Below are 23,144 nucleotides of genomic sequence, written 5' to 3'. Positions count from 1 at the left end.
CCATATTCCAAAATAAAGAAATACTCACTTCGTTTCATAGACAACATAGGAAATGATACGAATGATCATTGGGTATAATGCTAATACTCCAATAAAGTTACCTAGGTTGCCTAGCCAATCCGTTACTCCCAACATAATCGCAAGAATAAGTAGTGCAATTGAGGTAATTGTCCACCCTACTTGGTTTATAGGTTTCCACATTTCATCAATTGATATGGTTTCTTCCTCTTTTAGTTCAAAACACTCTTTATGAAAAGGATAAATCTTCAAACGGCGAATCGCTGTCCGCAGTTGTTTCTTCTCGATCTTCTTCCCACAATAACGACACACTAGATCTTTCATACCCTTCCCCTTCCTCATAATCCTGATTCTATTATAAAGAATACAACCCTTTATAGATAGATGTTTCTCTTCCACATAAGCGCCCTTATATGGAAGATTCGAAGTGGAGAGGATGTTTCCGTTTGCTTTAATTGAGTGTAAGGTGGGCCTGGAAACCACTCGCTTTCCTGTGGGGAGCTGGTGAGACCCCGGTACACTTGAATAAGGATATTATAAGAAGTAACAACGAAAACAAACCGCCCAAGAATTTTCTTGGGCGGGTAAGGGGCTCTTATTCAACAATTATTTCGATTTTGCGTGTGATTTAATAATATCTATCACTTGTTCTTTCGCGCGCCTGCTTTGATACTGACTCATTGCTTCTAACATCTTTTCTTTCTCTTCACTTAACTGGCGGACTTCTTCTAAGAAGCGTTTCTCATCCAACTCTTCTTCCTCAACGGACCGGGCATAGCCTTGCTTTTGGAAGGATTGTGCGTTTAGAATTTGGTCCCCTCTACTAGCGTGTCGAGAGAGTGGAATTAGAAGCATAGGCTTTTTAAGGGCAAGGAATTCAAAGATCGCATTTGAGCCAGCTCTCGAGACTACAAAATCAGTCATGGCAAATAGGTCATTTAATTCCTGATTAACGTATTCAAATTGTACATAACCAGGTCGATGAATACTGTCATCTTGATTCCCTTTTCCGCAGAGATGGACGAGTTGGAATTCTTTTAATAGTTCATCTAAATTATCCCGAATGGCATCGTTAATTTTCTTCGATCCCATACTTCCGCCCATCACGAGTAAAACAGGCTTGTTTCGGGTAAAGTCGCATAAGGCACGCCCTCTTGCAGCGTCCCCTTCGAACAGCTCTTCTCTGACAACAGCTCCAACCCACTCTGCTTTCTTATCAGATATATGGTTCATCGTTTCTGGGAATGTTGCTAGTACTTTCTTAGCAAAAGGCATGGCTAATTTGTTCGCAAGTCCCGGTGTATAATCCGATTCATGAATAACAGACGGTACCCCAGCCATCCGTGCAGCTAGTAGTACAGGCACGGATACAAATCCACCTTTAGAGAAAATGACTTGGGGCTTTCGCTTCCGCATAATTGAATAGGCTTGCCCAGTACCCTTTAACACTTTGAAAGGATCCTTAAAGTTTTCCTTAGAGAAATAGCGGCGTAGTTTACCGGTTGATATCGGGTAGTAGGTAACTCCCCCAAGAGACTCGATCAATTGACGCTCGATTCCTTCATGAGAACCAATATAATCAACTTCCCATCCTTCCTTTTGAAATTCAGGTATAAGGGCAAGGTTGACGATCACATGTCCTGCCGTTCCCCCACCGGTAAAGAGAATTCTCTTTGTATTCATAGCTTTGACGTCCTTTCTATATAGAAACATTTTCAAAATTTCACAGTATCAGTAGAATGTATGCTATAATCCCCCTTATCGTAAAAGAAATTTCGGATAAAAGGAAGAGTTTCATGTACAAAACAAATACATGGCAACAAAAAATTAAATTATTTCTTATCATTTTAGGCCCGATTCTTGTCACCCAGCTTGGTATGTATGCAATGAACTTCTTTGACACCGTTATGTCTGGTAATGCGGGTGCTGAGGATCTAGCAGGTGTTGCAATAGGATCAAGCCTATGGGTCCCCGTTTTCACAGGAATAAACGGGATTATGTTAGCCCTTTCTCCTATCGTAGCACAACTGACCGGAGCCGATCAGAAACAGGATGTGCCTAGCGCCGTTCGACAGGGCGTCTACCTTTCCACATTGCTTGCCCTATTCGTTCTGGTCATTGGATTCTTTGTTCTCGATCCTATCCTAAACTTAATGAAGCTAGAGTCAGATGTTCGTTTGATTGCAAAAGACTATTTAATCGCTTTAAGTACTGGCATAATCCCGTTATTTATTTATAATGGCCTTCGATCATTTATAGATGCACTTGGGGCGACAAGGGTTACGATGGTCATTACCCTTTTATCCCTTCCATTCAACATCGTTTTTAATTTCGTCTTCATTTTCGGTAAGTTCGGATTCCCTGCTTACGGAGGTGTTGGTACTGGAATCGCAACGTCTTTGACATACTGGGTAACGTTGTTATTTACAGTCATTATTATTATACGAGTTCGTCCATTTTCTACTTATGCCATCTTCAAAGTATTCGAGAAACCTTCTATCCAAGCATGGTGGAACCAATTAAAAATTGGGGTACCGATTGGATTTGCAATATTTTTTGAAGTTAGTATTTTTTCGGCTGTTACGATCCTCATGAGCACCTATAGTACTAATACTATTGCCGCTCACCAAGCAGCGATTAACTTTGCATCGTTCCTATACATGATCCCTCTTAGCATCGCAATGGCTTTAACAATTGCTGTTGGATTTGAAGCAGGCGGGAATCGTCGTGACCACGCAAAGCAATACAGCTATCTCGGTATAAGCATAGCCGTTATACTCTCAATACTGTGCGGAATAGCGATTTACGTATTCGATGGACCTGTCGCAAGACTTTACAATGATCAAACAGAAGTAATTGAAATGACAAAACACTTCTTATTCTACGCCATATTCTTCCAGCTCTCTGACGCATTTGGCGCTCCTATTCAAGGTGCACTAAGAGGATATAAAGACGTAAATATCACTCTACTTATGGCGTTTGTATCTTATTGGGTAATCGGGTTACCAAGCGGATATTTAATGGCGACTCACACATTCTTTGGGCCAGCGGGGTACTGGATGGGGCTAATCACGGGGCTTGCTGCAGGAGCCATCACACTGTTTATTCGTCTCTTATATGTTCAAAAAGGGGCTCCTTCAACAACAAACGCAACGAAAAGCCAATGACACTTATGGGTCATTGGCTTTTATATCATGAATAGCTGGATTAATCCAGATCCTCGCCTGATCGTTATCGCTTCTCCATGTATCAATCCATCTATTAATCCGAGCCAACACGTGAAATAACTCCAGAAACTTAGGATTACTATATGGGGGCGCATCGTTTTTATCAATATCTTTATCAAGTTTCATGTAAAGGTTTTGCCATTCTTTCACGACTGAATCATAAGCCCATTCATGGACATCCTCAATCGGTGTGATTCTCATCAAACACTCGATCTTCTCTTCCCAAATTTCAAACCACTTACAAATTGCAGAAAGCATCTTTATATAATCACAGTCTAGTTCGGGATGTAGTTCGTTTGCAGATCCCTGCCTATACCTCTTCACCACATAGATTAGCTCCAAACAGCTACTCGCTGATGTAAAGAAACTATGTAATAATCGCCTCCTTTGCTGTGAAGATCCTTTGTTCATGCCCTACACTCCTCTATAATCAATCAACAATCATTTCCATCATCATGACAGGTGCAGTAGTGAGGATGGTGAGAATCCTGTAATGGTAAACATTCACATACTTCCTCTAGCTTTTTCAACAGTAGCCATTCTTTCATAATAATACTATCTACAAATTTCCTAGCCCCTTTATTAAAAGAAATAATTTCATGAGGGTGTGGCTTAGAAGGAAAGTCAAGGCACTCCCCTACAAAAGCATGAATTTTTTCTGCTTCTGCATTTAAAAGATTAGCCAGGGCCATTTCTTCTAACGCAATAGATTCTAATAAATCAATCGTTACTTCTTTTTTGTTAGGACGATTCGGCTGATGGGGCATTTTGGACATACTCATATAAAACCTCCTAACTCATTGATCAGCTTTTATTGAGTTCATTTCAGTATATGGCTCATCATTAGTTCGTAATGACAACTATTTATTGATTCTTTATACCAGTCCTCAATATTTAACATTATTACCTGGGAAATTTGAAGATTCAGCAGCATTCGACTAAAAAAGCTCGTTTTGGAATAATTCCAAAACGAGCTTTTGATACCCTTATTGTTCTAAATTCATAACAACTAAACGATCTTCCGTCATATCCTCAATCGTGTATTTTGGTCCTTCTTTACCCCAGCCGCTGTTCTTAACACCCCCATAAGGCATAAGGTCTACACGGTACTGAGAAGCATCATTAATCATAAACCCACCAACTTCTACTTTCCGAGCAGCTTTAAAAGCACGATCGACATCTTGTGTAAAGATTCCACCTTGTAATCCATAGTTTGATTTGTTTACCTCTTGAATACACTTATCAAGATCAGTGAAGGACATCATTGTCACTACAGGTGCAAAGATCTCTTCACAAACGACTTTCATAGAGTGGTCTACGTTTGTTAACAAAGTGGGTTCAAAAACAGATCCTTTTCGTTGGCCTCCGTGAATAACATCAGCCCCTTGTCCTTTGGCCTCCTGAATCCACTCTTCAACCCGTTCTGCTTCGCCCTGACTAATCATCGGTCCTACATCCGTGTCATCATCTGTTGGATCACCTACATTTAACTCTTTCGTAGCGTTAATAAAATGTTTCTTGAATTCTTCTGTTACTTCTTCATGAACGTACATGCGCTGAACAGAAATACATACCTGACCTGCAAAAGCAAAACTCTTTTGAGCTAAAGTTTCTGCAGCCCACTTTACATTAGCTGCCTTGTCTACAATGACAGGTGAATTATTTCCAAGCTCTAAAATCAACTTATTCAAGCCTGTATTTTGCTTTAGCTTTAACCCAACTTCGGCACTCCCCGTAAACGTATAAAGGTTGATACGCTCATCCTTCATCATTTGGCTACCAATATCTGACCCAGATCCTACTACAACGTTTAAAAACCCTTCAGGTAGGCCTGCTTCTTGGAATAACTGTGCCAGTTTTAAAGAAGAGATTGGTGTGTTCTTAGCTGGCTTAAGGACAACAGCATTCCCAGCAGCTATAGCCGGAGCAATCTTATGAGACACAAGGTTTACAGGGAAGTTAAAAGGACTGATCGCCCCAACGACTCCAACAGGTACCTTGATGGTAAAAGCCATCCGATTCTCTGACCCAGGAGCTGCCTCCACAGGGACACCTTCTCCATGAATCCGTTTCGCCTCTTCAGCAGACAGTTCAAATGTTTGAGTAGCTCGGTCTATTTCAGTCCTTGCCTGCTTAATTGGTTTCCCTGCCTCAGCCGTAATAATTTGGGCCATTTCTTCTTTATGTTCCTGTAACAACTTACTTACTTTATGGAGAACTTCAAAGCGCGAATAAGGAGACATTTCTTTATTACGATACGCCGACTCTGCACTAGCAATCGCCTGGTCTACCTCATCTTTCCCGGCTTTCGAAACATTCGCAAACACTTCTTGAGTATACTTATTGTACACCTCTACAGTTTCTTTGGATTTTGCCCATTCACCATTTATAAAAAGTCCGTACTGCTCCATAATACGAGCACTCCTTTATTTGGAATATTCCTTTGGATATTACCTTTATTAGGAAATTGTAAACATCAAAGCACGAGCTCTTCTCCTATTCCATAAGCGGGCAGTAATTATGAAAACTCGAAGCTGCGAGAATGTTTCCGTTAGCTTTAGTTTAGTGTAAGATGGGCCTGGAAACCACTCGCTTTCCTGTGGGCGATAATGGCATAAAAAAACGCTTAGAACATATTGTTCTAAGCGTTTTAGACTTTATAAGAATAGTCCAGCGATTGTTGCGGATAGTACAGAACCAAGTGTCGCACCGATTAACAACTTCAAACCAAACTTGGACACGGCTGCACCCTTCTTACTATCAATTCCTTGAACTGTACCGGCAATAATACCGATAGAAGCGAAGTTCGCGAAGCTTGTAAGGAACACAGATACAATACCAATCGTTTTTTCGGACAATTCATTTGGCTGATTAGCCATAATATCTGTCATTTGAAGCATTGCAACGAATTCGTTTGTGATGATTTTCGTCCCCATTAAGCTACCTGCCTGAAGGAGATCGCCAGAAGGAACACCCATTAAGAAAGCAAGTGGAGCTAATACATAACCAAGAATTTGTTCTAGTGTAACCCCTGCGAAAACGCCAGAGATCAGGAAGTTAACAAAGTCAAGAGAAGCAGTAAATGCTACCAACATAGCAGCTACGATTAAAGCAATTTTACCGCCATCAAGAGCTCCGTTCCCCATTGCCTCGAAGAAACTGTTTGCGTTTGAGACTTCTTTAATATCTACATGGTCTTCTTCTTTAGAAACTTTTACAGGAGCGATGATTGATGCAAGAATAAGAGCACTAAACATGTTTAACGGAATCGCTACAAGTACAAATTGTTCTGGTAACATTTCAAGATATGCACCTACAATTGAAGCAGATACAGATCCCATTGCGGAGGCACTTACGATGTACAGTCGGTTATTTTCTAAGTGGTGAAACTGGGACTTAATCGCCAATAACGCTTCAGACTGGCCAAAGAACATACTGTTTACAGCGTTAAATGATTCTACTTTTGGAAGACCTGTGATTTTAGAAATCGCAGCTCCCAAGTATTTAATAATTGTAGGTAAAATTTTCAAATACGTTAGTACAGAAAGAAGAACAGCGAAGAAAATAATGATCAAAAGAACATCTAGGAAGAAGACGTTCATCGGGCTTCCATCTTCCCCAACGTTTGCAACGTTTGGAAGAATAAAACTCACACCAGCTCGTCCAGATTGAATGAGCTGATCAAACGCACCTGATATCCCCGTAATAATGATCTTACCAATCTTAGTATTGAACACAAACCAAGTCGTAAACAATTGAAGCACAAGCATAATTCCGATACCTTTATAATTAATGTTGCTTCTGTTATTGGACATTAAAAATCCGATACCAAGAACCACTACAATTGCAAGCAAGCCAAGTAAAATATTCATGGCACAAATGCCTCCCTTTCCCTTTTATATAAATTTAATAATAATTGATATGACGGCAATGAAAATGCTTTCATTAATACCTTCTTACAGAATCATACCAAGTTGTCAGACGTCATGCAAATGCAAACATTTCCAAATAAACGCTTACATAGGGAAAAACGTTAATTTATCGCTATTTTCAATAAATAATTTTTTTTGCCCGCTCTCGTAGTATTGTCCTATTGCGTTTGAATCATGTCGTGTAGAGGTGCTTTTCATACAAAAAAAAGCCAGCCGAAAAGGCTGACTTTTACATCATTTTGTAATAAATTGTTGAGTCCAATAGTGGCCATAGCTCCCGCCCTGAGCATATCCTACCCCAATATAGGTTAGGTCTTTATCTAGAATATTCTTTCTGTGTCCAGGACTATCCATCCATGCTTGAACAACTTCTTGTGGAGTGCGTTGTCCTGCTGCAATATTTTCTGCTGCTTTACGATACGAAATATTAAACGACTTCATCATTTCAAACGGTGATCCATAAGTTGGAGAATTATGGGCGAAGTAACCCTGGTCTCTCATATCACGTGATTTGTAACGCGCTACACGCGATAACTGCCAATCACTCTTTAAAGCAGGTAACCCTTGCTTCGCCCGTTCCTTGTTTGTAAGGCGAATGACTTCTTGTTCAACTGATTTAAGGTCTCCTTTAAGCGGAATTGTAACTTGATCACCAGGATAAATTAAGTCAGGATTACTAAATTGAGGGTTGGCATTAATAATTTCTGTCAGCCCAATTTGATATCGCTTAGAGATCTTCCAAAGGGTGTCACCACTCTTTACGGTATATGTATCCGTACTCTGTGCATGGCTAGAACCTGGCACAATCATGGCAACAAGCAGAACTGCAAAAAGAAGGGAAAATATAATCTTCTTCATTTCTTATCGCTCCTTATTTTTTGTAATCATGTGTAGTGTGCCTAAAATAAGGAAAAATACTCATAAATCTAAACAAACGTTAACAAAACCTATATTAATGAAGGACAAAAAAGGGTACTGCTCTAGAGTCACTAAATACAAGGAGTGGTTATATTGGCTGTAGGCTGTCTCTTCATTCATGGATTTGGTGGAGCTCCTTACGAATTAGAGCCCCTTTATAAAGAAATTGAAGAGCATTCGAACTGGGAATTAAAAATCCCGATTCTACCCGGACACAACGAGGATGAATCACTGAAAGAACGTGAGTATATGGACTGGGTGCACAAGGCAGAAAACGATTTAAGAAAGTTGAAAGCAAGGTGTGATACCGTATATATAATCGGCTACTCGATGGGGGGAGTCATCGCGGCTTACCTCTCCACTATTTACAAGGTTGATAAACTTGTTCTTTTAAGTACATCCGCTCATTATATAGACATTTCACAAATTGCTAAGGATTTATGGAAAATGGCCAAGGATGGTATACGGGGAGATTTACTTGAAAATGATCTATTTCATCGGTATATCAGACGCATGGGAAATGCGCCAGCGAGCGCATCACTTCAATTTCAGAAACTCGTAGGTGAGTTCCGCCCGTATTTCAAACAGGTCACAACCCCTACTTTAATCCTTCAAGGTGGAGAAGATGGATTGCTCCCCCCAAAGAGCGCCAGATACATTTATAATTCCATCCAAGTCACAGAAAAAACTCTTCACTTCTTGCCTCAATCGAAGCATATGGTCTGCCATGGGCCTGACCAAAGCGACCTCATTGATATGTGTTTTGAATTTTTGGATCACAGTAAACGTACGGAGTCTTATTAAACTAATAAGATAGGTAAGCCCTCCTTATATGGAAGACTTAGTTTTGAGATGGTTATGTTATGCGACAAATGGAGTGATGTTTCCGTCAGCCTTAATGGAGCGTAAGGTGGGCCTGGAAACCACTCGCTTTCCGCGGGCGAGCTGGCGAGCCTCCTCGGGAAAACCACCCTGCGGGGTCTCGTCTACCTCTTTCACCCGCAGGAGTCTCGCAATTTCCAGGCCCACCTTTGCCAAATAGGGAGAGACGGAAACGTGCCAGAGTTGGTAAGTATGGGGATTAAGAGCAAATATAATAAGCGGGCCGTTCACCTGTTTAACGTTAGGGCAGGCTTGGGGACTGCGAGACTCCCGCGGGGTAAGGAGCCTAGGGGAGACCCCACAGAGAGCGAAAGCGAACGAGGAGACTTCCCAGCTCCCCGCAGGAAAGCGAGTAGTCCCCAAGCCTGCCCTTGCACTTATAAGAGTAACGGCCCCCAGTCACAATAAAGTGTCTCAACATCGAGTCTTCGTGGAAATAAAAAAAATCTACCAAAGAATCTTTGGTAGATTTTACTTAACGGAAGGATTTTGGATTAAAGGCGTCTTTAACCCCTTCTCCGATAAAGTTAATAGCTAGGATGGTAAACACAAGAATTACCGCTGGTGGAACCCAGATCCATGGCATATCCTGAAGAACTTCAGGTTGTTGAGAGGCGCTTAACATGTTCCCCCAACTTGGCACTTCCTGCGGAACACCGAAGCCTAAGTAACTTAAAGCTGATTCGGCTACGATCATGTTTGCAAACAATATTGTCGCTTGAACAATGACTGTTGTCAAAACGTTTGGTAGCAAGTGTTTCATTATGACTTTATTGGGTCTGCCTCCGATTGAAGTAGCAGCCAGTACATATTCATTTTCTTTCTCAGATAAGATCTTACTACGGACAAGACGGGCAACCCCACCCCAACCGAGAAGACTAATAACCCCAATTAGTACACCGACACCGCCTACTTTACCGAATAGAATCGCGTTAAGAACGATAACGAATACTAAGAATGGGAAGTTCAGAACAAAGTCCGTGAAACGCATCAACATGCTGTCTACAATACCACCGAAGAAACCGGCAATTGCTCCTACTATGACTCCTAGGAACAAGATAATCATCGTACAGCTAATTCCTACAAATAATGAAACACGGCCTCCGTATAACAAACGAACGAAAACGTCTCTTCCACTAGTATCTGTTCCAAACCAGTGCTCGGAAGAAGGAGGGAGTTTCATTTGCCCAATATTAACTCGTGAAATATCCACGGTAGTTATGTACGGAGCTAAGAAGGATAGGATTGCTAAAATGATTAAATAAACTAAACTAATCATCGCTAATTTGTTCTTCATAAACTTTCTACGGGCCATTGCCCAAGGGGACATACTCTTGGGTGGCTTTGTTGTTTTTAGTTGTGGGTCTTTGTTAGGAACAACTTCCATAGCCACACCTCCTAATCAATTCTGATCCTTGGGTCAACGATTCCGTATAATATATCAGCTATTAAGTTACCGACTAAAACGATAAACGAGAACATCAATGTTAACGTCATCAGAGTAGGATAGTCAGAAGCCTGAACTGACGTTAGGAATAATTGTCCTAAACCTGGATAAGTAAAAATCGTTTCCGTAATCAACGCACCATTTACTAGAGATACTAAGTCAAAACCTAAGAATGTAATCAATGGAATGACAGAGTTTCTTAAGATATGGTGGTTATAAATTCTAGACTCAGGCGTACCTTTCGCACGCGCTGTCCGCACAAAGTCTTTGTTACTGTTATCAATAATATCGTTACGCAAGAATTGTGTGTAACTCGCCGTTCCCATAGCCCCTAATACTAGTGCAGGTAAGAACGTATGATAGACCTTACTTAACCACCAGTCTAGTGTACCTTCATCAACGGCTATGTTAACGGAACCGTTAAACGGAAACCAACCTAATTGGAATGAGAAGAAGTAAATCGCAAAAACACCTGCGATATAACTAGGGATAGCCAACATCATGTAGTTAAATCCACCGATAAAGTGATCCAATTTTGTGTAAGGCTTTCTCCCAGCTGTCATTCCCATAGCAAAGGCAAAGCAGTATGTGATGACTAATGACATTATTCCCAAGAATAAAGTGTTTGGCAAACGTTGAGCAACTAAATCACTTACAGGGATCTTGTACTTAACAGACTTACCAAAATCTCCTTGAACAAACCCAGTAATCCAATCGTAATACTGTACGTGAATTGGATCATTGTACCCCAATTTCTCACGCATTTCTTCAATATACTCTGGATCGGTATTATTCGGATCTATCTCTCCAGAGAAGGGATCTCCTGGCATAGCTAATGCCAGGAAGAACACTACAATGGAGATAAGGAGTAACATCGGAATCATGCCTAATAATCTACGAAGTGTGTACTTTAACATGGACATTCCCCTTATCTAATAAAACTTACAAGATGGTCTTAGTTCTGGATGTACCATTCGTGAGGGCTGTTTGAACCTGATACATCAAATTCTACTCCGCCTACACGTTTGTTTACACCATAAATTTCTTGAAGTTCAGCGATATAAAGCATTGGAAGCTGCTCGTTAAGAAGTTGTTGCCATTCACCATAAACTTCTTTACGTTTTTCTTGATCTGTACCAACTACATCAATATCAATCGCATCTTCTAGAAGCTGATCACTTTCTTCGTTTACCCAACGAGTGTAGTTCCACAGCTGGTCAGATTTCCAAAGTGCTGATGGGTCTGGGTCAGAACCAGTTCCCCAACCGCCGAAGTACACTTCAATACCTTCAGCATCTTTCTCTAGCTTGTCATAGTAAAGGCTTGATTCGATCATTTCTAGTTCAGCCTTCAGACCTACTTCTTCCCAGTACTGAGTCAATGCTTTTGCACGAGACTCAAAAGTTGGGTTTGTAGAAGAATAGTGTGCAAAGTTAATAACAAATTCATCACCATTTGGATCTTCACGGAAACCGTCATCGTTTACATCTTTATAGCCTGCTTCATCAAGAAGGCTCTTCGCTTTTTCAGGATCATATGCATAGTCGTTTAGTTCGTCTTGATCAGCTGCAATCCAGTGAGCCGTTGGTACTGGAGCATTTACTTTAGAACCATAACCACTAAAGAATGCGTCAATCCACTCATCACGGTTAATTGCATGGTACATTGCTTTACGAAGCTCTAAGTTTGCATACTTGTCATTTTGTTCAACAACTTCTTTCTTTTCATTGTCGAACTTACCAAATTTGAATCCAACATAGTAGTATGCAAGACCTGGGTATGTTACAAGATCAACATTTTCCATATTTTCTACTTGCTCACCTAGTGTTGGGTGAACAGGAACCATGTCCACATCGCCATTTTCAAGAGCACCAATTACTGCTTTGTTATCAATTACTTTAACGATAACTTTGTCTAGCTTTGGAGCGCCTTTCCAATAGTCTTCATTTGCTTCAAACTGGTACGATTCACCAGGTACAACTTTAGTAAGTTTAAATGGTCCAGTACCCATCATGCTTTGACGTGTTTTTTCGCTGTCAAGAATGTCAGCTACTTCTACACCTTCCCAATAGCTACGGTTCATAGGATATGACCAAACATTAAGTAAGTTGTTTACACGAGCTTTGTCGAATGTAATCTTAATTTCATAATCACTAATAACTTCGATACCAGAGATGCTGTCTGCTTCTCCATCACGGTATGCTTTTGCACCTTCAATTGTTTCAACGTTTGCATAGCGAGGACCTTCATAATCAGGGCTAGCAAGCGTTTCAAGTGCGAACTTCCAGTCTTCAACAGTTAGCTCATCGCCATTATGCCATTTAATACCTTCTTCAAATGTAAAGGTATAAACTTTGTTATCCTCAGTGCTCCAATCAGCAACATTTGGTTGAATGGCTAAATTCTCGTCATATTCGAATAATGGATCAACAGCGAACTGGATAATTTCAAAGTCCGTTGCTGTACCATAATAGTGAACGTTCAGAATACCTTCTGGTTCACCATCAATTGCGTAATTTAACGTTCCACCCTCTTGTGGCTCTCCACTTGCATCTTCTCCACTGTCACCTTCAGAGTCTGTGTTTTCAGTAGTATCTTCCGTGTCGGTTTCTCCACCGTCACCTTCACCAGAATCTCCGTTAGCATCACTGTTACATGCTGCTAAGAATAACGTTAGCATTAACATTAAAGACATTAACCAATAAAAACTTCTTTTGTTATTCATGAAAAAATGAACCCCCCTGATAATTTTTTGAATGATTATTCATAAAGAAGACATGCGACGTGCTGACCTGGTTTCACCTCCTTTAATTGAGGTTTGACTTTAGAACATTCATCCATCGCTTTTGGACATCTTGTATGGAATGGACATCCAGATGGTGGATTTTCAGGACTTGGAACGTCCCCTTCAAGGACGATACGCTCACGTTTTTGCCCCATTTTCGAGGCATCTGGCACAGCTGAAATCAATGCCTGAGTATAAGGGTGTAAAGGCTCTGCATAAATAGAGCTCTTATCAGCTACTTCCATGATATTTCCTAGATACATAACACCAATTCGATCACTCATGTGTTTTACAACACTTAAGTCATGTGCAATAAAAAGATAGGTTAAATCAAAGTCATCTTGTAACTCGTTTAATAGATTCAACACTTGTGACTGTACAGAAACGTCCAATGCAGATACAGGCTCGTCCGCAATAATGAGCTTCGGTTTAAGCGCAAGCGCTCTAGCAATTCCAATACGTTGACGTTGTCCACCTGAGAACTCGTGCGCATACTTATAATAAGCATCTTCAGGAAGACCTACACGAGTTAATAAATCCATAACTTCCGCTTTCAGTTCTTCACCTTTGCGGTTTTTATGGTAGTTCTTAATAGGTTCGCTTACGATATCCCCAACCATTTGCATGGGATTTAAAGATGCGTAAGGGTCCTGGAACACCATTTGTATATCTTGACGGATATCCCGGAGTCTTTTACCTGTTAATTTCGTAATATCCTCACCATTGAAGAGAACCTCTCCATCCGTAGGATCTAACAATCTTAAAATGGAACGACCTGTAGTAGATTTCCCGCACCCAGATTCTCCTACAAGGCCTAGCGTTTCACCCTTTTTAATATCAAAGGAAACACCATCTACTGCTTTCACAGCTCCTATTGTTCTTTTAAAGAAACCGCCCTTTACCGGAAAATGCATCTTTAAATCGTTCACTTCGAGCAACTTTTCGGTTTGAGATTTGTTCAATTCGGTTATACTCATCGTAACACCTCTTCTTCAGGTCGACTTGTTTCGTAGAGTAAGCAAGCTACTTCATGACCTTCTTCATTTTTCGCTAACTTAGGTGTAACGGTTGTGCATTCTTTCATAGCTTTTGGACAACGATTAGCAAATCGACACCCAACTTCTGGCATCTTCGTCAATGAAGGCACAATTCCATCGATTGTTGCAAGCATATCTTTCTGTTCCTCTAATCGTGGAATAGCTCCCATCAACAATTCTGTATATGGATGTTTAGGTGAATTGAATAGACGCTGAACATCCGTACGCTCTACAATTCTTCCTGCATACATAACAATAACCTCATCACAAGTCTCAGATACAACTCCAAGATCGTGTGTGATAAAGATAATCGCCATATCATTTTTCTTTTGAATATCTTGAAGTAGCTCAAGGATTTGAGCTTGTACCGTTACATCCAATGCTGTTGTAGGCTCATCTGCGATTAGTAACTTTGGCTGACATGCAATCGCCATGGCAATCATGACGCGCTGCCTCATACCACCAGATAACTGGTGAGGATACTCATCAACAATACGGTCTGCTCTTGAAATTCCAACAGCTGATAAGAGTTGTACAACTTTTTCCCGTGCTTCTTTTTTTGACAATTTAAAATGGTTATGGAGTACTTCCTCCAACTGATAACCAATTGTAAATACCGGGTTTAAGGAAGTCATAGGCTCTTGGAAGATCATCGATATATCTTTACCGCGAATTTTATTCATTTCTTTATCATCTAAACCTTCTAAATTTCTTCCTTCAAAAAGAACCTCTCCATTTCGGATTTTCCCGATTCCTTTTGGTAACAAATTCATAACAGATAAAGACATTACACTTTTTCCACAACCGGACTCTCCAACGATTCCAACGATCTTACCTTTTTCGACATTAAAAGAAACACCGTCGACCGCATTGTGGTCTTTCCCCTCAATACTAAAGGCCGTCTCTAAGCCCTTTACCTGAAGTAAAGGTTCATGATTTACATTTGATTGTGAGTTATTCATTAGGACACCTCAGATTTAATTTTTACAAATGTATTATAATTAATAATTTTCTGATTTTTTATTATAGTAAACTATTTATTGGTAGAACGTCAATGCTTTATTAACAATTTATTGTAATATGTCCGAAATTTTTTAAAGATTTGTAATTATATTGTAATATTTGACGCTTAATTTTCATGTTAAATAATCATTCCGGCCTATTAAACAAAAAGGGTCATATGAATTTGTGTCGAATATTAAGATGTAGAACCCATACAATAGGAGGAGAACAATGAAACAAGACGTGGATCAGTTACATAATTTAGAGGATTTTCATAAGAAAATGGCCGTAGATTTATTTAATTACGTTTGGACCTTTCTTGATCTCGAAGTTCGAACTTCAGATCAAGAGCAAACAATGATTCATGCTGCACATGCCTCGAGGTATCACTGGGAACAAATTGGGACGCCGCTCAACAAAGTTCGAGGGGATTGGCAACTAGCCAGAGTATATTCTGTTAGTGGCCGAGCGGAACCTGCCCTATATCATGCTAAGGTTTGTTTAGACTTATGTTTGGATGAAGAGATCGGAGATTTTGACTTGGCTTTTGCATATGAAGCAATGGCAAGAGCGTACAAATTAGCTGGGCAAACGGAGAAGAAAGAAGAATACAAAGGACTAGCTCTTAATGCTTGTGAGGATATTAAAAACGAGCCAGATCGCCGCATTGTAATGGAGGACCTTGCTTCACTCTAAGTTAAAAAAGGCATAAACTTAAAGAGTTTATGCCTTTTTAGTTAATTACACAAAAAAACTCGAGTCCCTTATTCGAGGGACTCGAGTTTTTCTTATACCAACACTTCCTCATCTTCCTCTTTAAAGAAATGCTTCATCGCGTAAAATACATCAGCTTTTCTTCTTAAAACAAAGTGTCTGAAGCGCTCATCTTCAATTTTCTTATAGGCTGACATTAGGGTACTATGACGGTTATACTGATTCACTTCACCATATCCAAACATACTCGATACATCCATTAATTGTTCCACAAGCTGTAAGCATCGTTTATTATCAGAAGTTAAGTTATCTCCATCAGAGAAGTGAAATGGATAGATGTTGTAACGCTCAGGGTTATATTTCTTATCGATTAAATCAAGTGCCTTCTTATACGCCGACGAACAAATAGTTCCTCCACTTTCTCCTTTTGAAAAGAAGTCATCTTCTGGGACAACTTTGGCTTCTGTGTGGTGGGCGATAAATTCAATATCCACTGTTTCGTATTTCGTTCTCAAGAAACGTGACATCCAGAAGAAGAAACTACGAGCCATATACTTTTCCCACATACCCATTGAACCTGAGGTATCCATCATGGCTAACACAACCGCTTTTGACTCCGGCTTTACTTCCTCATTCCACGTCTTGTATCGAATGTCTTCTGGGTAGATTGGATTAAACGTTGCATCCCCTCCCATAGCATTCCTCTTAAACGCTTCTAGCATAGTACGTTTCTTATCGATATTTCCTTGTAATCCCGTTTTCCGAATGTCATTAAAATTAATATCCGTTGTAATGATGTTATCTTTCTCTTTCTCCTGCAAATTCGGCAAAGCCAACTGGTTAAACAAAGCCTCTTCTAACTCCGCAATCGAAATCTCTGCTTCATAAAAATCCTCACCAGGCTGATCACCTGGTTTCTCACCTTTTCCTTGCGCTTGTTGCGGGGATCCATCTCTAGCAATGACATCTCCGACTTGGCTGTCTCCTTCACCTTGCCCTACATGTTTATTCTTATCATGGTTATAGCGAATCTTATATTCATCCAACGACCGAATCGGAATCTTCACAACATCTTTCCCATTTGACATCACAATGTTTTCTTCAGAAATCAGGTCCGGGAGTTGATTCTTCAGCGCATCCTGAACTTTTTCTTGGTGGCGCTGCTGATCATCATACCCTTTTCTATGGAGGGACCAGTTCTCTTCAGAAATCACAAAATTTTTCGAACGACTCATCCTTACCCCTCCTCCATTTTGTTTACTCTATCATATGCAGAAGTTGTCATTTTGATTAAAAATTCTGAAAACTTATTTAAAAACTTGTCACTTTCCGCACATGACTGCTTGCACCCATAGCGTTCCGTCCGCGACAATACTTATAATACCTGTAAGCTGACCGTGCCTCACCTAACGTTTTATGTCTTTCATCATATGTGCGAATGCCGTCTATTATGAGTCGGTCATAAATAGAGGACATGTATTGTCATGTTCATTTGAGGCCAATAGTGATAAGACTGCCTACCTCATCGTTTTCCAAAGAAACTAAAGCCCAGGATCCTATAGAGGGGCCTGGGCTTTAGTTTATAGTTAGTTTGAAGTTTGCGGTACAGGTTCTGTTTCTGTTTGATACAGTTTGCGCCCAATAATCGTCTGGACAATTAAGAACAGCCCACCTACTGCCCAGTAAACTGGTAACGCTGCAGGAGCGTTAAGAGAGATGATAAGAATCATTACTGGAGACAGTAGACCAATGAGCTTCATCTGTTTTTGTTGTGATGCTGGTACGCCGACTAATGAAACCCTGTATTGAACAAAATATAAAGCTCCTGCAATGAGAGCCATTGCAATATTGGGTTCGCCAAGGTTAAACCATAAGAAAGAATGTGTGGCAATGGTTTCTGAGCTTCGAATTGCAAAGTAGAAGCCCATTAAAATTGGCATTTGTAAAAGCATAGGCAGACATCCCATATTTAGTGGATTCACGCCATGTTTTTGGTATAGAGCCATCATTTCCTGCTGCATCTTTTGTTTATCTTCAGGAGTGGCCTCTTTCATTCTTGCCTGAATATCATCCATTTCAGGCTTCATTCCTGCCATTTTCACCTTCATTTGTTGCTGGCTTTTATACATGTTCAGCATAAGAGGCATTAACACAAGGCGAATGATTACGGTAATGACAATAATGGCTACCCCGTAATTTCCGCCTGTAACAGAGGCTGCCATTTCAATGGCTTTCGTGAATGGTTCAACGAATAAGTTGTGAAGAATTCCATCTCCACCATCATCCTGACTTGAACATGCTGACAGTACAAATGCTGTAACAAAAAATAGCAGACTTGATTTCCATAAAGCTTTCATTCTATTTCATCCTCCTCAATAGTCGATTATAAAATGAGTAACCGATTATTGAGGTAGTCTTCATCATCTGGTGAACTTTCTTGTCTCCCTATTGTTTTGCAAAACCAACTAACGAAATGGTCAGTCGGTTTTACTCCACTGTTCATATGAGACGGTAATTGAATAGTTGTTTGTTTAATGGACCAATCTTTTGAGAATAGATTGGCTGCATCGCCAACGAGTGAACCCCATACTCTATTAAACGCAAGGGATAAGAACAAACTTACGTAAAATGAATAAAGAAAAGGGTCATTGACTAAATCCATATCCAAAAGATATTCGATAAGCATATTCATTCATCTGCCTCATTTCTTCTTTGCATCTCTTACATTTACGGCACAATCATTAAATGCGTTTCATGTTTCTTGCCATCAGTCTACTACTTTTTCTACTCTCAAACAACCAACCTAAAAAGCCCGTTCTGCAAACGAGAGCAGAACGGGCTTTTAGATAATCTTATTAACCTTCTAGTAGAAGATTGTATGGATCTTCTAACATTTCTTTAATACGAACAAGGAATTGAACCGCTTCTTTCCCATCAACAATGCGGTGGTCATAGGACAATGCAATGTACATCATCGGACGAACCTCAATAGAATCATCTGGCATAACCATTGCACGTTTTTGGATGTTGTGCATTCCTAAAATCCCTACCTGTGGAGCGTTTAGGATTGGCGTAGAAAGCATAGAACCAAAGATTCCACCATTTGTGATTGTGAATGAACCGCCTTGTAGCTCGTCTAGCGCTAACTCTTTGTCACGAGCTCTCTTGCCAAGACGACCAATTTCTTTCTCAATACCAGCAAACCCTAATCGGTCTGCATCACGAACAACTGGAACAACAAGTCCTTCATCTGTAGATACGGCCATACCGATATCATAGAATTTCTTTTTCACAATCTCATCGCCTTGGATTTCAGCGTTAAGAAGTGGGAATTCCTTAAGAGCACCGACAACAGCTTTGGTGAAGAAGGACATGAAACCAAGTTTTACATCGTGCTTTTGTAGGAACTGATCCTTACGTTCTTGACGAAGATTCATAACCGCAGTCATATCTACCTCATTAAACGTTGTAAGCATAGCAGCCGTTTGCTGTGCTTCAACAAGACGTTTTGAAATCGTTTGACGACGACGAGACATCTTCTCACGTTCAACTGGCTTTTCGAATTCGGTCTTCTCAGATGACTTCTCATCTGATTTCTTAGATTTCTTACTTTCTTTCTTGCTATCCTTAGAACCTTTGTCCTCTTTAGATTGGTTGGCTGCTGCCTCTACATCTTCTGGACGAATGCGCCCTAACGGATCATTCGGCTTAACTTCTCGCAGGTCAATCCCCAATTCACGCGCTTTCTTACGAGCAGCAGGAGAAGCTACGACATCTTTATTCGGATCTTCTTTGCTATCATCCTTTGTATCTTCTTGTTTCTCTGAAGCTTGTTCTTTGCTGTCCTTGGAAGATTCCTGTTTTCCATTATCAGACGACTCTTCTTGTTGCTCAGATTCTTCTTGTTGGCCGCTATCTTCTTCAGCCTCAGAAGAACCGCCGCTTTCACCGTTTTCATCTATTTTTGCAACGGTATCCCCTACTTCAACGTCGTCTCCTTCCTCAACTAGAAGTTCGGAGATGACGCCAGAAGCATCAGCGTTTACTTCAACATTTACTTTGTCTGTTTCTAGTTCAAGGATCGCATCGCCTTTTTCAACGGAATCGCCTTCTTTGACGAGCCATTCTGCGACCGTGCCTTCTGTAATGGATTCTGCAAGTTCTGGTACCTTAATTTCCTTCATTGGAATCTCCTCCTTTAGATAGCTTCAGTGCTTCTTGGATGATTCTGTTTTGCTCTGTCTTGTGAATATTCGGTTCACCGACAGCTGGTGAAGAACGTTTTGGACGTCCAATATATTTAATTTCGTGTGTATTGTTTACTAATTGATAAAGTGTTTCTTTAACAAAGTCCCATCCGCCCATATTACGCGGTTCTTCCTGGACCCATACCACTTCTTCGATATTTGGATACTGTTCCAGTATTTCCTGCAGTTGCTTTTCTGGGAATGGATAGATCTGTTCTACCCGAACGATATGAAGCCAGTCCCAGTTTTGATCTTCATTTTCGATCCTGTCTTCTAGATCAATCATGACCTTCCCGCTACCAATAACAAGACGTGTCACTTTATCTTCGTTTTTCCCTAATCCGCGCTGCGGTTTAAGTGGCTGGAATTGTCCTTCACTAAATTCTTTACCATCTGAAGCAACACGTTGGTTACGAATAAGGCTCTTTGGAGTCATGAGCACGAGTGGACGTGCTGCGTCTTTACCACCAATTGCAGCCTGGCGACGAAGCAAATGGAAGTACTGAGCGGAAGAAGTTACATTTGCAACCGTCCAGTTATACTCTGCACTCATCGTCAAATAACGCTCTAAACGGGCGCTGGAGTGTTCAGGGCCTTGTCCCTCATAACCATGAGGTAACAACATCACAAGACTTGATTTCTCTCCCCATTTTGCACGTCCGGCTGAAATGAATTGATCAATGATTACCTGACCTGCATTGGCAAAGTCTCCATATTGCGCTTCCCATAGAACAAGGGCTTCTGGCGCCAGAACGCTATACCCATATTCAAAGCCAAGCACACCCGCTTCATTTAACGGGCTATTATAGATATCAAATGAAGCATTCGCTTCTTCTAAACCATGCATCGGGCAATAGGTAAATCCATCTTCTACATCATGTAAAACAAGGTGACGATGTGCGAAAGTTCCTCGCTGGCTATCCTGACCTGTTAAACGGATCGGCTTACCATCTTGCAAGATTGAGGCGAAAGCAAGCGATTCACCTGTAGCCCAATCTACTTTGTTCCCTTCTTCAAGAACATTTTCACGACGCTGAAGGATTTTCTCTAACTTCTTAAAGCCATTGAAGCCTTCTGGACGTTGTAATAAACCTTTATTCAACGTTTTCAGGACATCTAGCGAAACAGATGTATCAATGGAATCTAGTCCACTTACCATTTCTTCTGGAACATCTTTCGCATCACGTTCTCCTGTTTCATTTTCTTTCATATTTTCATACGTTTGGCGGAAGTTCTCGTCAACCTCTTCTTTCACTTGGTCGAAGTACCCTTCCTCAATCACACCTTCATCCTGAAGTTGCTCTGCATACAACGTTGCAACCGTGGCATGATCATCGATTTCTGAATACAACTCAGGCTGAGTAGCACGAGGCTCATCCATTTCGTTATGACCAAAGCGACGATACCCTACAAGGTCAATCAAGAAGTCTTTATGGAACTTCTTACGGTATTCATATGCTAGCTGCATGGCAGACAAACACTGAATTGGATCATCAGCGTTCACATGAATAATCGGGATCTCGTACCCTTTAGCAAGATCACTTGCATAACGAGTCGAACGCCCGTCCTTTTGAATCGTTGTAAATCCAACTAGATTGTTGGCAATAATATGAACGGCTCCACCTGTGCGATAGCCCGGCAAGTCACTCATATTTAGCGTTTCAGCTACAACCCCTTCACCTGGGAAGGCTGCATCCCCATGAATAAGAATTGAGAAGGCTTTACTAGTATCCTGATCTGACAAACCACGTTCTTCGCGGCTATCCTGAGCTGCACGGGCAAACCCTTGTACAACTGGATCGACAAATTCAAGGTGAGATGGGTTGTGAGAAAGGGTTACACGTGTTGTTCGCTCTTCCTTCTCAACATCAAGACTAGCACCAAAGTGATATTTCACATCACCAGTCCAACCATAATTAATGCCCATTGAACCTTCTGATGGCACAAGCTCCTTATTTGGAGCATGGTGAAATTCAGAGAAGATTCGGTCATATGGCTTTCCTAATACGTGAGCTAAGACATTTAAACGGCCACGGTGAGCCATCCCCATCATCACATGCTCGACGTCCTCTTCAGATGCTGCTTGCACAATGTGATCAAGCATTGGAACCATGACATCTAAACCTTCAATTGAAAATCGCTTTTGAGCAACGAAGGTTTTAGCAAGAAAATGTTCAAACCCTTCTACTTGAGCTAATAGTTTCAGGACTTGCTTCTTCTTATCATCATTGAAATCTACTCTATACGTACCTTGTTCAATCTTGTCTTGTAACCACGTACGTTCTTCCTCATTGTGAACATGATCTACTTCGAAAGAAATACGTCCAGCATATTGCTGCTTTAACGTATGAATAGCTTCAAGTCCATTCGATACTCCATTAGGCGCTTCAGGCCAAATCCATTTCGCTGGAATGGATTTCAAATCATTCTCCGACAAATTATATGTTTTCGGATCGAGTAGCGGTGAATAACGCTCTCGGCCTCGACCAACGGCATAAACTTCTGCCTCTAGATGACCGGAACGACGAATAGCCTCAACCAATTTCAAAGCTGAGGTCACCTTCTGGATATCCGCAGCAGATGGGCTATCAGAACCTTGCTGGCTCTCTTCCCCTTTTATCCACTCCGGAGCACCATATTGTTCAAACACCTCGACTAGAGATGAATCGACCCGCTCTGGATCTTCTAAGTATAAATCGTACTGTTCTTCGATGTACCCCATGTTGGGGCCATGAAACTGTTCCCAAATGTTTTCGTTAGACCCTTTGTTCGACACTGTTTACTACCCCCATTAGAAGTTCGCTTTCTGTGACGTAAACGTTTGCAAACTCATCTTCTATTATAATTTTTTTCCGTTTTCTTCTTCAACTACTTTACCCTAGTTTTTTTTAAGAAAACAAAAAAAATTGAAAAAGATAATAAAAAAAGTACAAAT

Annotated in this window: 20 protein-coding genes; 3 read left to right on the top strand and 17 right to left on the bottom strand. The window is 40.7% G+C overall.

Annotated elements, in window-relative coordinates:
- Positions 1–24 precede the first annotated feature (24 nt).
- Positions 25–342 carry a hypothetical protein gene (locus IMZ31_RS03225; RefSeq protein WP_207529184.1) on the bottom strand — a complete coding sequence of 106 codons (318 nt, stop codon included), beginning with the start codon at positions 340–342 and terminating at the stop codon, positions 25–27.
- Positions 343–624: 282 nt separating this feature from the next.
- Complete coding sequence (locus IMZ31_RS03220) at positions 625–1,701, bottom strand: undecaprenyldiphospho-muramoylpentapeptide beta-N-acetylglucosaminyltransferase (RefSeq protein WP_207529183.1); 1,077 nt, start codon at positions 1,699–1,701, stop codon at positions 625–627.
- A gap of 113 nt (positions 1,702–1,814) precedes the next feature.
- On the opposite strand from IMZ31_RS03220, the gene IMZ31_RS03215 reads away from it, so the two are divergent.
- Positions 1,815–3,185 carry an MATE family efflux transporter gene (locus tag IMZ31_RS03215; protein ID WP_207529182.1) on the top strand — a complete coding sequence of 457 codons (1,371 nt, stop codon included), beginning with the start codon at positions 1,815–1,817 and terminating at the stop codon, positions 3,183–3,185.
- Between the two features lie 3 nt (positions 3,186–3,188).
- Here IMZ31_RS03215 and IMZ31_RS03210 read toward each other — a convergent pair whose 3' ends face one another.
- The 5 genes from IMZ31_RS03210 to safA all read right to left on the bottom strand — a co-directional run bounded on the left by IMZ31_RS03210 (position 3,189) and on the right by safA (position 8,035).
- Positions 3,189–3,656 (bottom strand): hypothetical protein, encoded by a 468-nt coding sequence (locus IMZ31_RS03210; RefSeq protein WP_207529181.1) that lies wholly within the window; start codon positions 3,654–3,656, stop codon positions 3,189–3,191.
- 23 nt (positions 3,657–3,679) lie between these two features.
- Positions 3,680–4,027 (bottom strand): alpha-helical endospore appendage domain-containing protein, encoded by a 348-nt coding sequence (locus IMZ31_RS03205; RefSeq protein ID WP_207529180.1) that lies wholly within the window; start codon positions 4,025–4,027, stop codon positions 3,680–3,682.
- Positions 4,028–4,231: 204 nt separating this feature from the next.
- Positions 4,232–5,656: an aldehyde dehydrogenase family protein gene (locus IMZ31_RS03200; RefSeq protein ID WP_207529179.1), complete on the bottom strand. Its 1,425-nt coding sequence runs from the start codon at positions 5,654–5,656 to the stop codon at positions 4,232–4,234.
- A 246-nt stretch (positions 5,657–5,902) separates the two neighbouring features.
- On the bottom strand, positions 5,903–7,117 hold the full coding sequence (locus IMZ31_RS03195; protein ID WP_207529178.1) for a NupC/NupG family nucleoside CNT transporter: 1,215 nt from the start codon (positions 7,115–7,117) through the stop codon (positions 5,903–5,905).
- Positions 7,118–7,411: 294 nt separating this feature from the next.
- Positions 7,412–8,035 carry a SafA/ExsA family spore coat assembly protein gene (gene safA, locus IMZ31_RS03190; protein WP_207529177.1) on the bottom strand — a complete coding sequence of 208 codons (624 nt, stop codon included), beginning with the start codon at positions 8,033–8,035 and terminating at the stop codon, positions 7,412–7,414.
- 153 nt (positions 8,036–8,188) lie between these two features.
- Between safA and IMZ31_RS03185 the strand changes: the two genes are divergently transcribed.
- The gene (locus IMZ31_RS03185; protein ID WP_207529176.1) at positions 8,189–8,899 is read left to right on the top strand and encodes an alpha/beta hydrolase; all 711 of its coding nucleotides are present in this window, start codon (positions 8,189–8,191) and stop codon (positions 8,897–8,899) included.
- A gap of 553 nt (positions 8,900–9,452) precedes the next feature.
- On the opposite strand, the gene opp4C is transcribed toward IMZ31_RS03185, so the two are convergent.
- From opp4C to IMZ31_RS03160, 5 genes are read right to left on the bottom strand one after another with little or no spacing between them, the layout of a single operon-like run.
- Positions 9,453–10,364 (bottom strand): oligopeptide ABC transporter permease, encoded by a 912-nt coding sequence (gene opp4C, locus IMZ31_RS03180; RefSeq protein ID WP_207529175.1) that lies wholly within the window; start codon positions 10,362–10,364, stop codon positions 9,453–9,455.
- A gap of 11 nt (positions 10,365–10,375) precedes the next feature.
- A complete protein-coding gene (gene opp4B / locus IMZ31_RS03175) occupies positions 10,376–11,341 on the bottom strand; it encodes an oligopeptide ABC transporter permease (RefSeq protein ID WP_188654243.1) in 966 nt (321 codons plus the stop codon).
- Between the two features lie 38 nt (positions 11,342–11,379).
- Positions 11,380–13,149 carry an oligopeptide ABC transporter substrate-binding protein gene (gene opp4A / locus IMZ31_RS03170; protein WP_207529174.1) on the bottom strand — a complete coding sequence of 590 codons (1,770 nt, stop codon included), beginning with the start codon at positions 13,147–13,149 and terminating at the stop codon, positions 11,380–11,382.
- 35 nt (positions 13,150–13,184) lie between these two features.
- Positions 13,185–14,186 carry an ABC transporter ATP-binding protein gene (locus IMZ31_RS03165; RefSeq protein ID WP_207529173.1) on the bottom strand — a complete coding sequence of 334 codons (1,002 nt, stop codon included), beginning with the start codon at positions 14,184–14,186 and terminating at the stop codon, positions 13,185–13,187.
- Positions 14,183–15,208 carry an ABC transporter ATP-binding protein gene (locus IMZ31_RS03160; RefSeq protein ID WP_207529172.1) on the bottom strand — a complete coding sequence of 342 codons (1,026 nt, stop codon included), beginning with the start codon at positions 15,206–15,208 and terminating at the stop codon, positions 14,183–14,185. Before IMZ31_RS03160 ends, IMZ31_RS03165 begins: the two co-directional genes overlap by 4 nt.
- A gap of 271 nt (positions 15,209–15,479) precedes the next feature.
- Between IMZ31_RS03160 and IMZ31_RS03155 the strand changes: the two genes are divergently transcribed.
- Entirely contained in the window at positions 15,480–15,944 is a 465-nt protein-coding gene (locus tag IMZ31_RS03155; protein WP_207529171.1) for a hypothetical protein, read from the top strand.
- Between the two features lie 92 nt (positions 15,945–16,036).
- On the opposite strand, the gene yhbH is transcribed toward IMZ31_RS03155, so the two are convergent.
- The 5 genes from yhbH to IMZ31_RS03130 form a co-directional block, all read right to left on the bottom strand.
- Positions 16,037–17,197, bottom strand: a complete 1,161-nt coding sequence (gene yhbH / locus IMZ31_RS03150; RefSeq protein WP_207529170.1) for a sporulation protein YhbH — start codon at positions 17,195–17,197, stop codon at positions 16,037–16,039.
- A gap of 351 nt (positions 17,198–17,548) precedes the next feature.
- Positions 17,549–18,319 (bottom strand): membrane protein insertase YidC, encoded by a 771-nt coding sequence (gene yidC / locus IMZ31_RS03145; protein ID WP_207529169.1) that lies wholly within the window; start codon positions 18,317–18,319, stop codon positions 17,549–17,551.
- Between the two features lie 26 nt (positions 18,320–18,345).
- On the bottom strand, positions 18,346–18,654 hold the full coding sequence (locus tag IMZ31_RS03140) for a hypothetical protein (RefSeq protein WP_207529168.1): 309 nt from the start codon (positions 18,652–18,654) through the stop codon (positions 18,346–18,348).
- A gap of 163 nt (positions 18,655–18,817) precedes the next feature.
- The gene (gene odhB, locus IMZ31_RS03135; RefSeq protein WP_207529167.1) at positions 18,818–20,146 is read right to left on the bottom strand and encodes a 2-oxoglutarate dehydrogenase complex dihydrolipoyllysine-residue succinyltransferase; all 1,329 of its coding nucleotides are present in this window, start codon (positions 20,144–20,146) and stop codon (positions 18,818–18,820) included.
- On the bottom strand, positions 20,133–22,985 hold the full coding sequence (locus tag IMZ31_RS03130; RefSeq protein WP_207529166.1) for a 2-oxoglutarate dehydrogenase E1 component: 2,853 nt from the start codon (positions 22,983–22,985) through the stop codon (positions 20,133–20,135). The genes odhB and IMZ31_RS03130 overlap by 14 nt, the downstream gene beginning before the upstream one ends.
- Positions 22,986–23,144 lie beyond the last annotated feature (159 nt).

The sequence above is a fragment of the Pontibacillus sp. ALD_SL1 genome, from assembly GCF_017355605.1.
This window is presented reverse-complemented; position numbering and strand designations above follow the sequence as displayed.

Coding starts and splice junctions, on each gene's coding strand:
- IMZ31_RS03225 (WP_207529184.1), bottom strand. CDS start 342: ATGAAAGATCTAGTGTGTCGTTATTGTGGGAAGAAGATCGAGAAGAAA.
- IMZ31_RS03220 (WP_207529183.1), bottom strand. CDS start 1,701: ATGAATACAAAGAGAATTCTCTTTACCGGTGGGGGAACGGCAGGACAT.
- IMZ31_RS03215 (WP_207529182.1), top strand. CDS start 1,815: ATGTACAAAACAAATACATGGCAACAAAAAATTAAATTATTTCTTATC.
- IMZ31_RS03210 (WP_207529181.1), bottom strand. CDS start 3,656: ATGAACAAAGGATCTTCACAGCAAAGGAGGCGATTATTACATAGTTTC.
- IMZ31_RS03205 (WP_207529180.1), bottom strand. CDS start 4,027: ATGAGTATGTCCAAAATGCCCCATCAGCCGAATCGTCCTAACAAAAAA.
- IMZ31_RS03200 (WP_207529179.1), bottom strand. CDS start 5,656: ATGGAGCAGTACGGACTTTTTATAAATGGTGAATGGGCAAAATCCAAA.
- IMZ31_RS03195 (WP_207529178.1), bottom strand. CDS start 7,117: ATGAATATTTTACTTGGCTTGCTTGCAATTGTAGTGGTTCTTGGTATC.
- safA (WP_207529177.1), bottom strand. CDS start 8,035: ATGAAGAAGATTATATTTTCCCTTCTTTTTGCAGTTCTGCTTGTTGCC.
- opp4C (WP_207529175.1), bottom strand. CDS start 10,364: ATGGAAGTTGTTCCTAACAAAGACCCACAACTAAAAACAACAAAGCCA.
- opp4B (WP_188654243.1), bottom strand. CDS start 11,341: ATGTTAAAGTACACACTTCGTAGATTATTAGGCATGATTCCGATGTTA.
- opp4A (WP_207529174.1), bottom strand. CDS start 13,149: ATGAATAACAAAAGAAGTTTTTATTGGTTAATGTCTTTAATGTTAATG.
- IMZ31_RS03165 (WP_207529173.1), bottom strand. CDS start 14,186: ATGAGTATAACCGAATTGAACAAATCTCAAACCGAAAAGTTGCTCGAA.
- IMZ31_RS03160 (WP_207529172.1), bottom strand. CDS start 15,208: ATGAATAACTCACAATCAAATGTAAATCATGAACCTTTACTTCAGGTA.
- IMZ31_RS03155 (WP_207529171.1), top strand. CDS start 15,480: ATGAAACAAGACGTGGATCAGTTACATAATTTAGAGGATTTTCATAAG.
- yhbH (WP_207529170.1), bottom strand. CDS start 17,197: ATGAGTCGTTCGAAAAATTTTGTGATTTCTGAAGAGAACTGGTCCCTC.
- yidC (WP_207529169.1), bottom strand. CDS start 18,319: ATGAAAGCTTTATGGAAATCAAGTCTGCTATTTTTTGTTACAGCATTT.
- IMZ31_RS03140 (WP_207529168.1), bottom strand. CDS start 18,654: ATGAATATGCTTATCGAATATCTTTTGGATATGGATTTAGTCAATGAC.
- odhB (WP_207529167.1), bottom strand. CDS start 20,146: ATGAAGGAAATTAAGGTACCAGAACTTGCAGAATCCATTACAGAAGGC.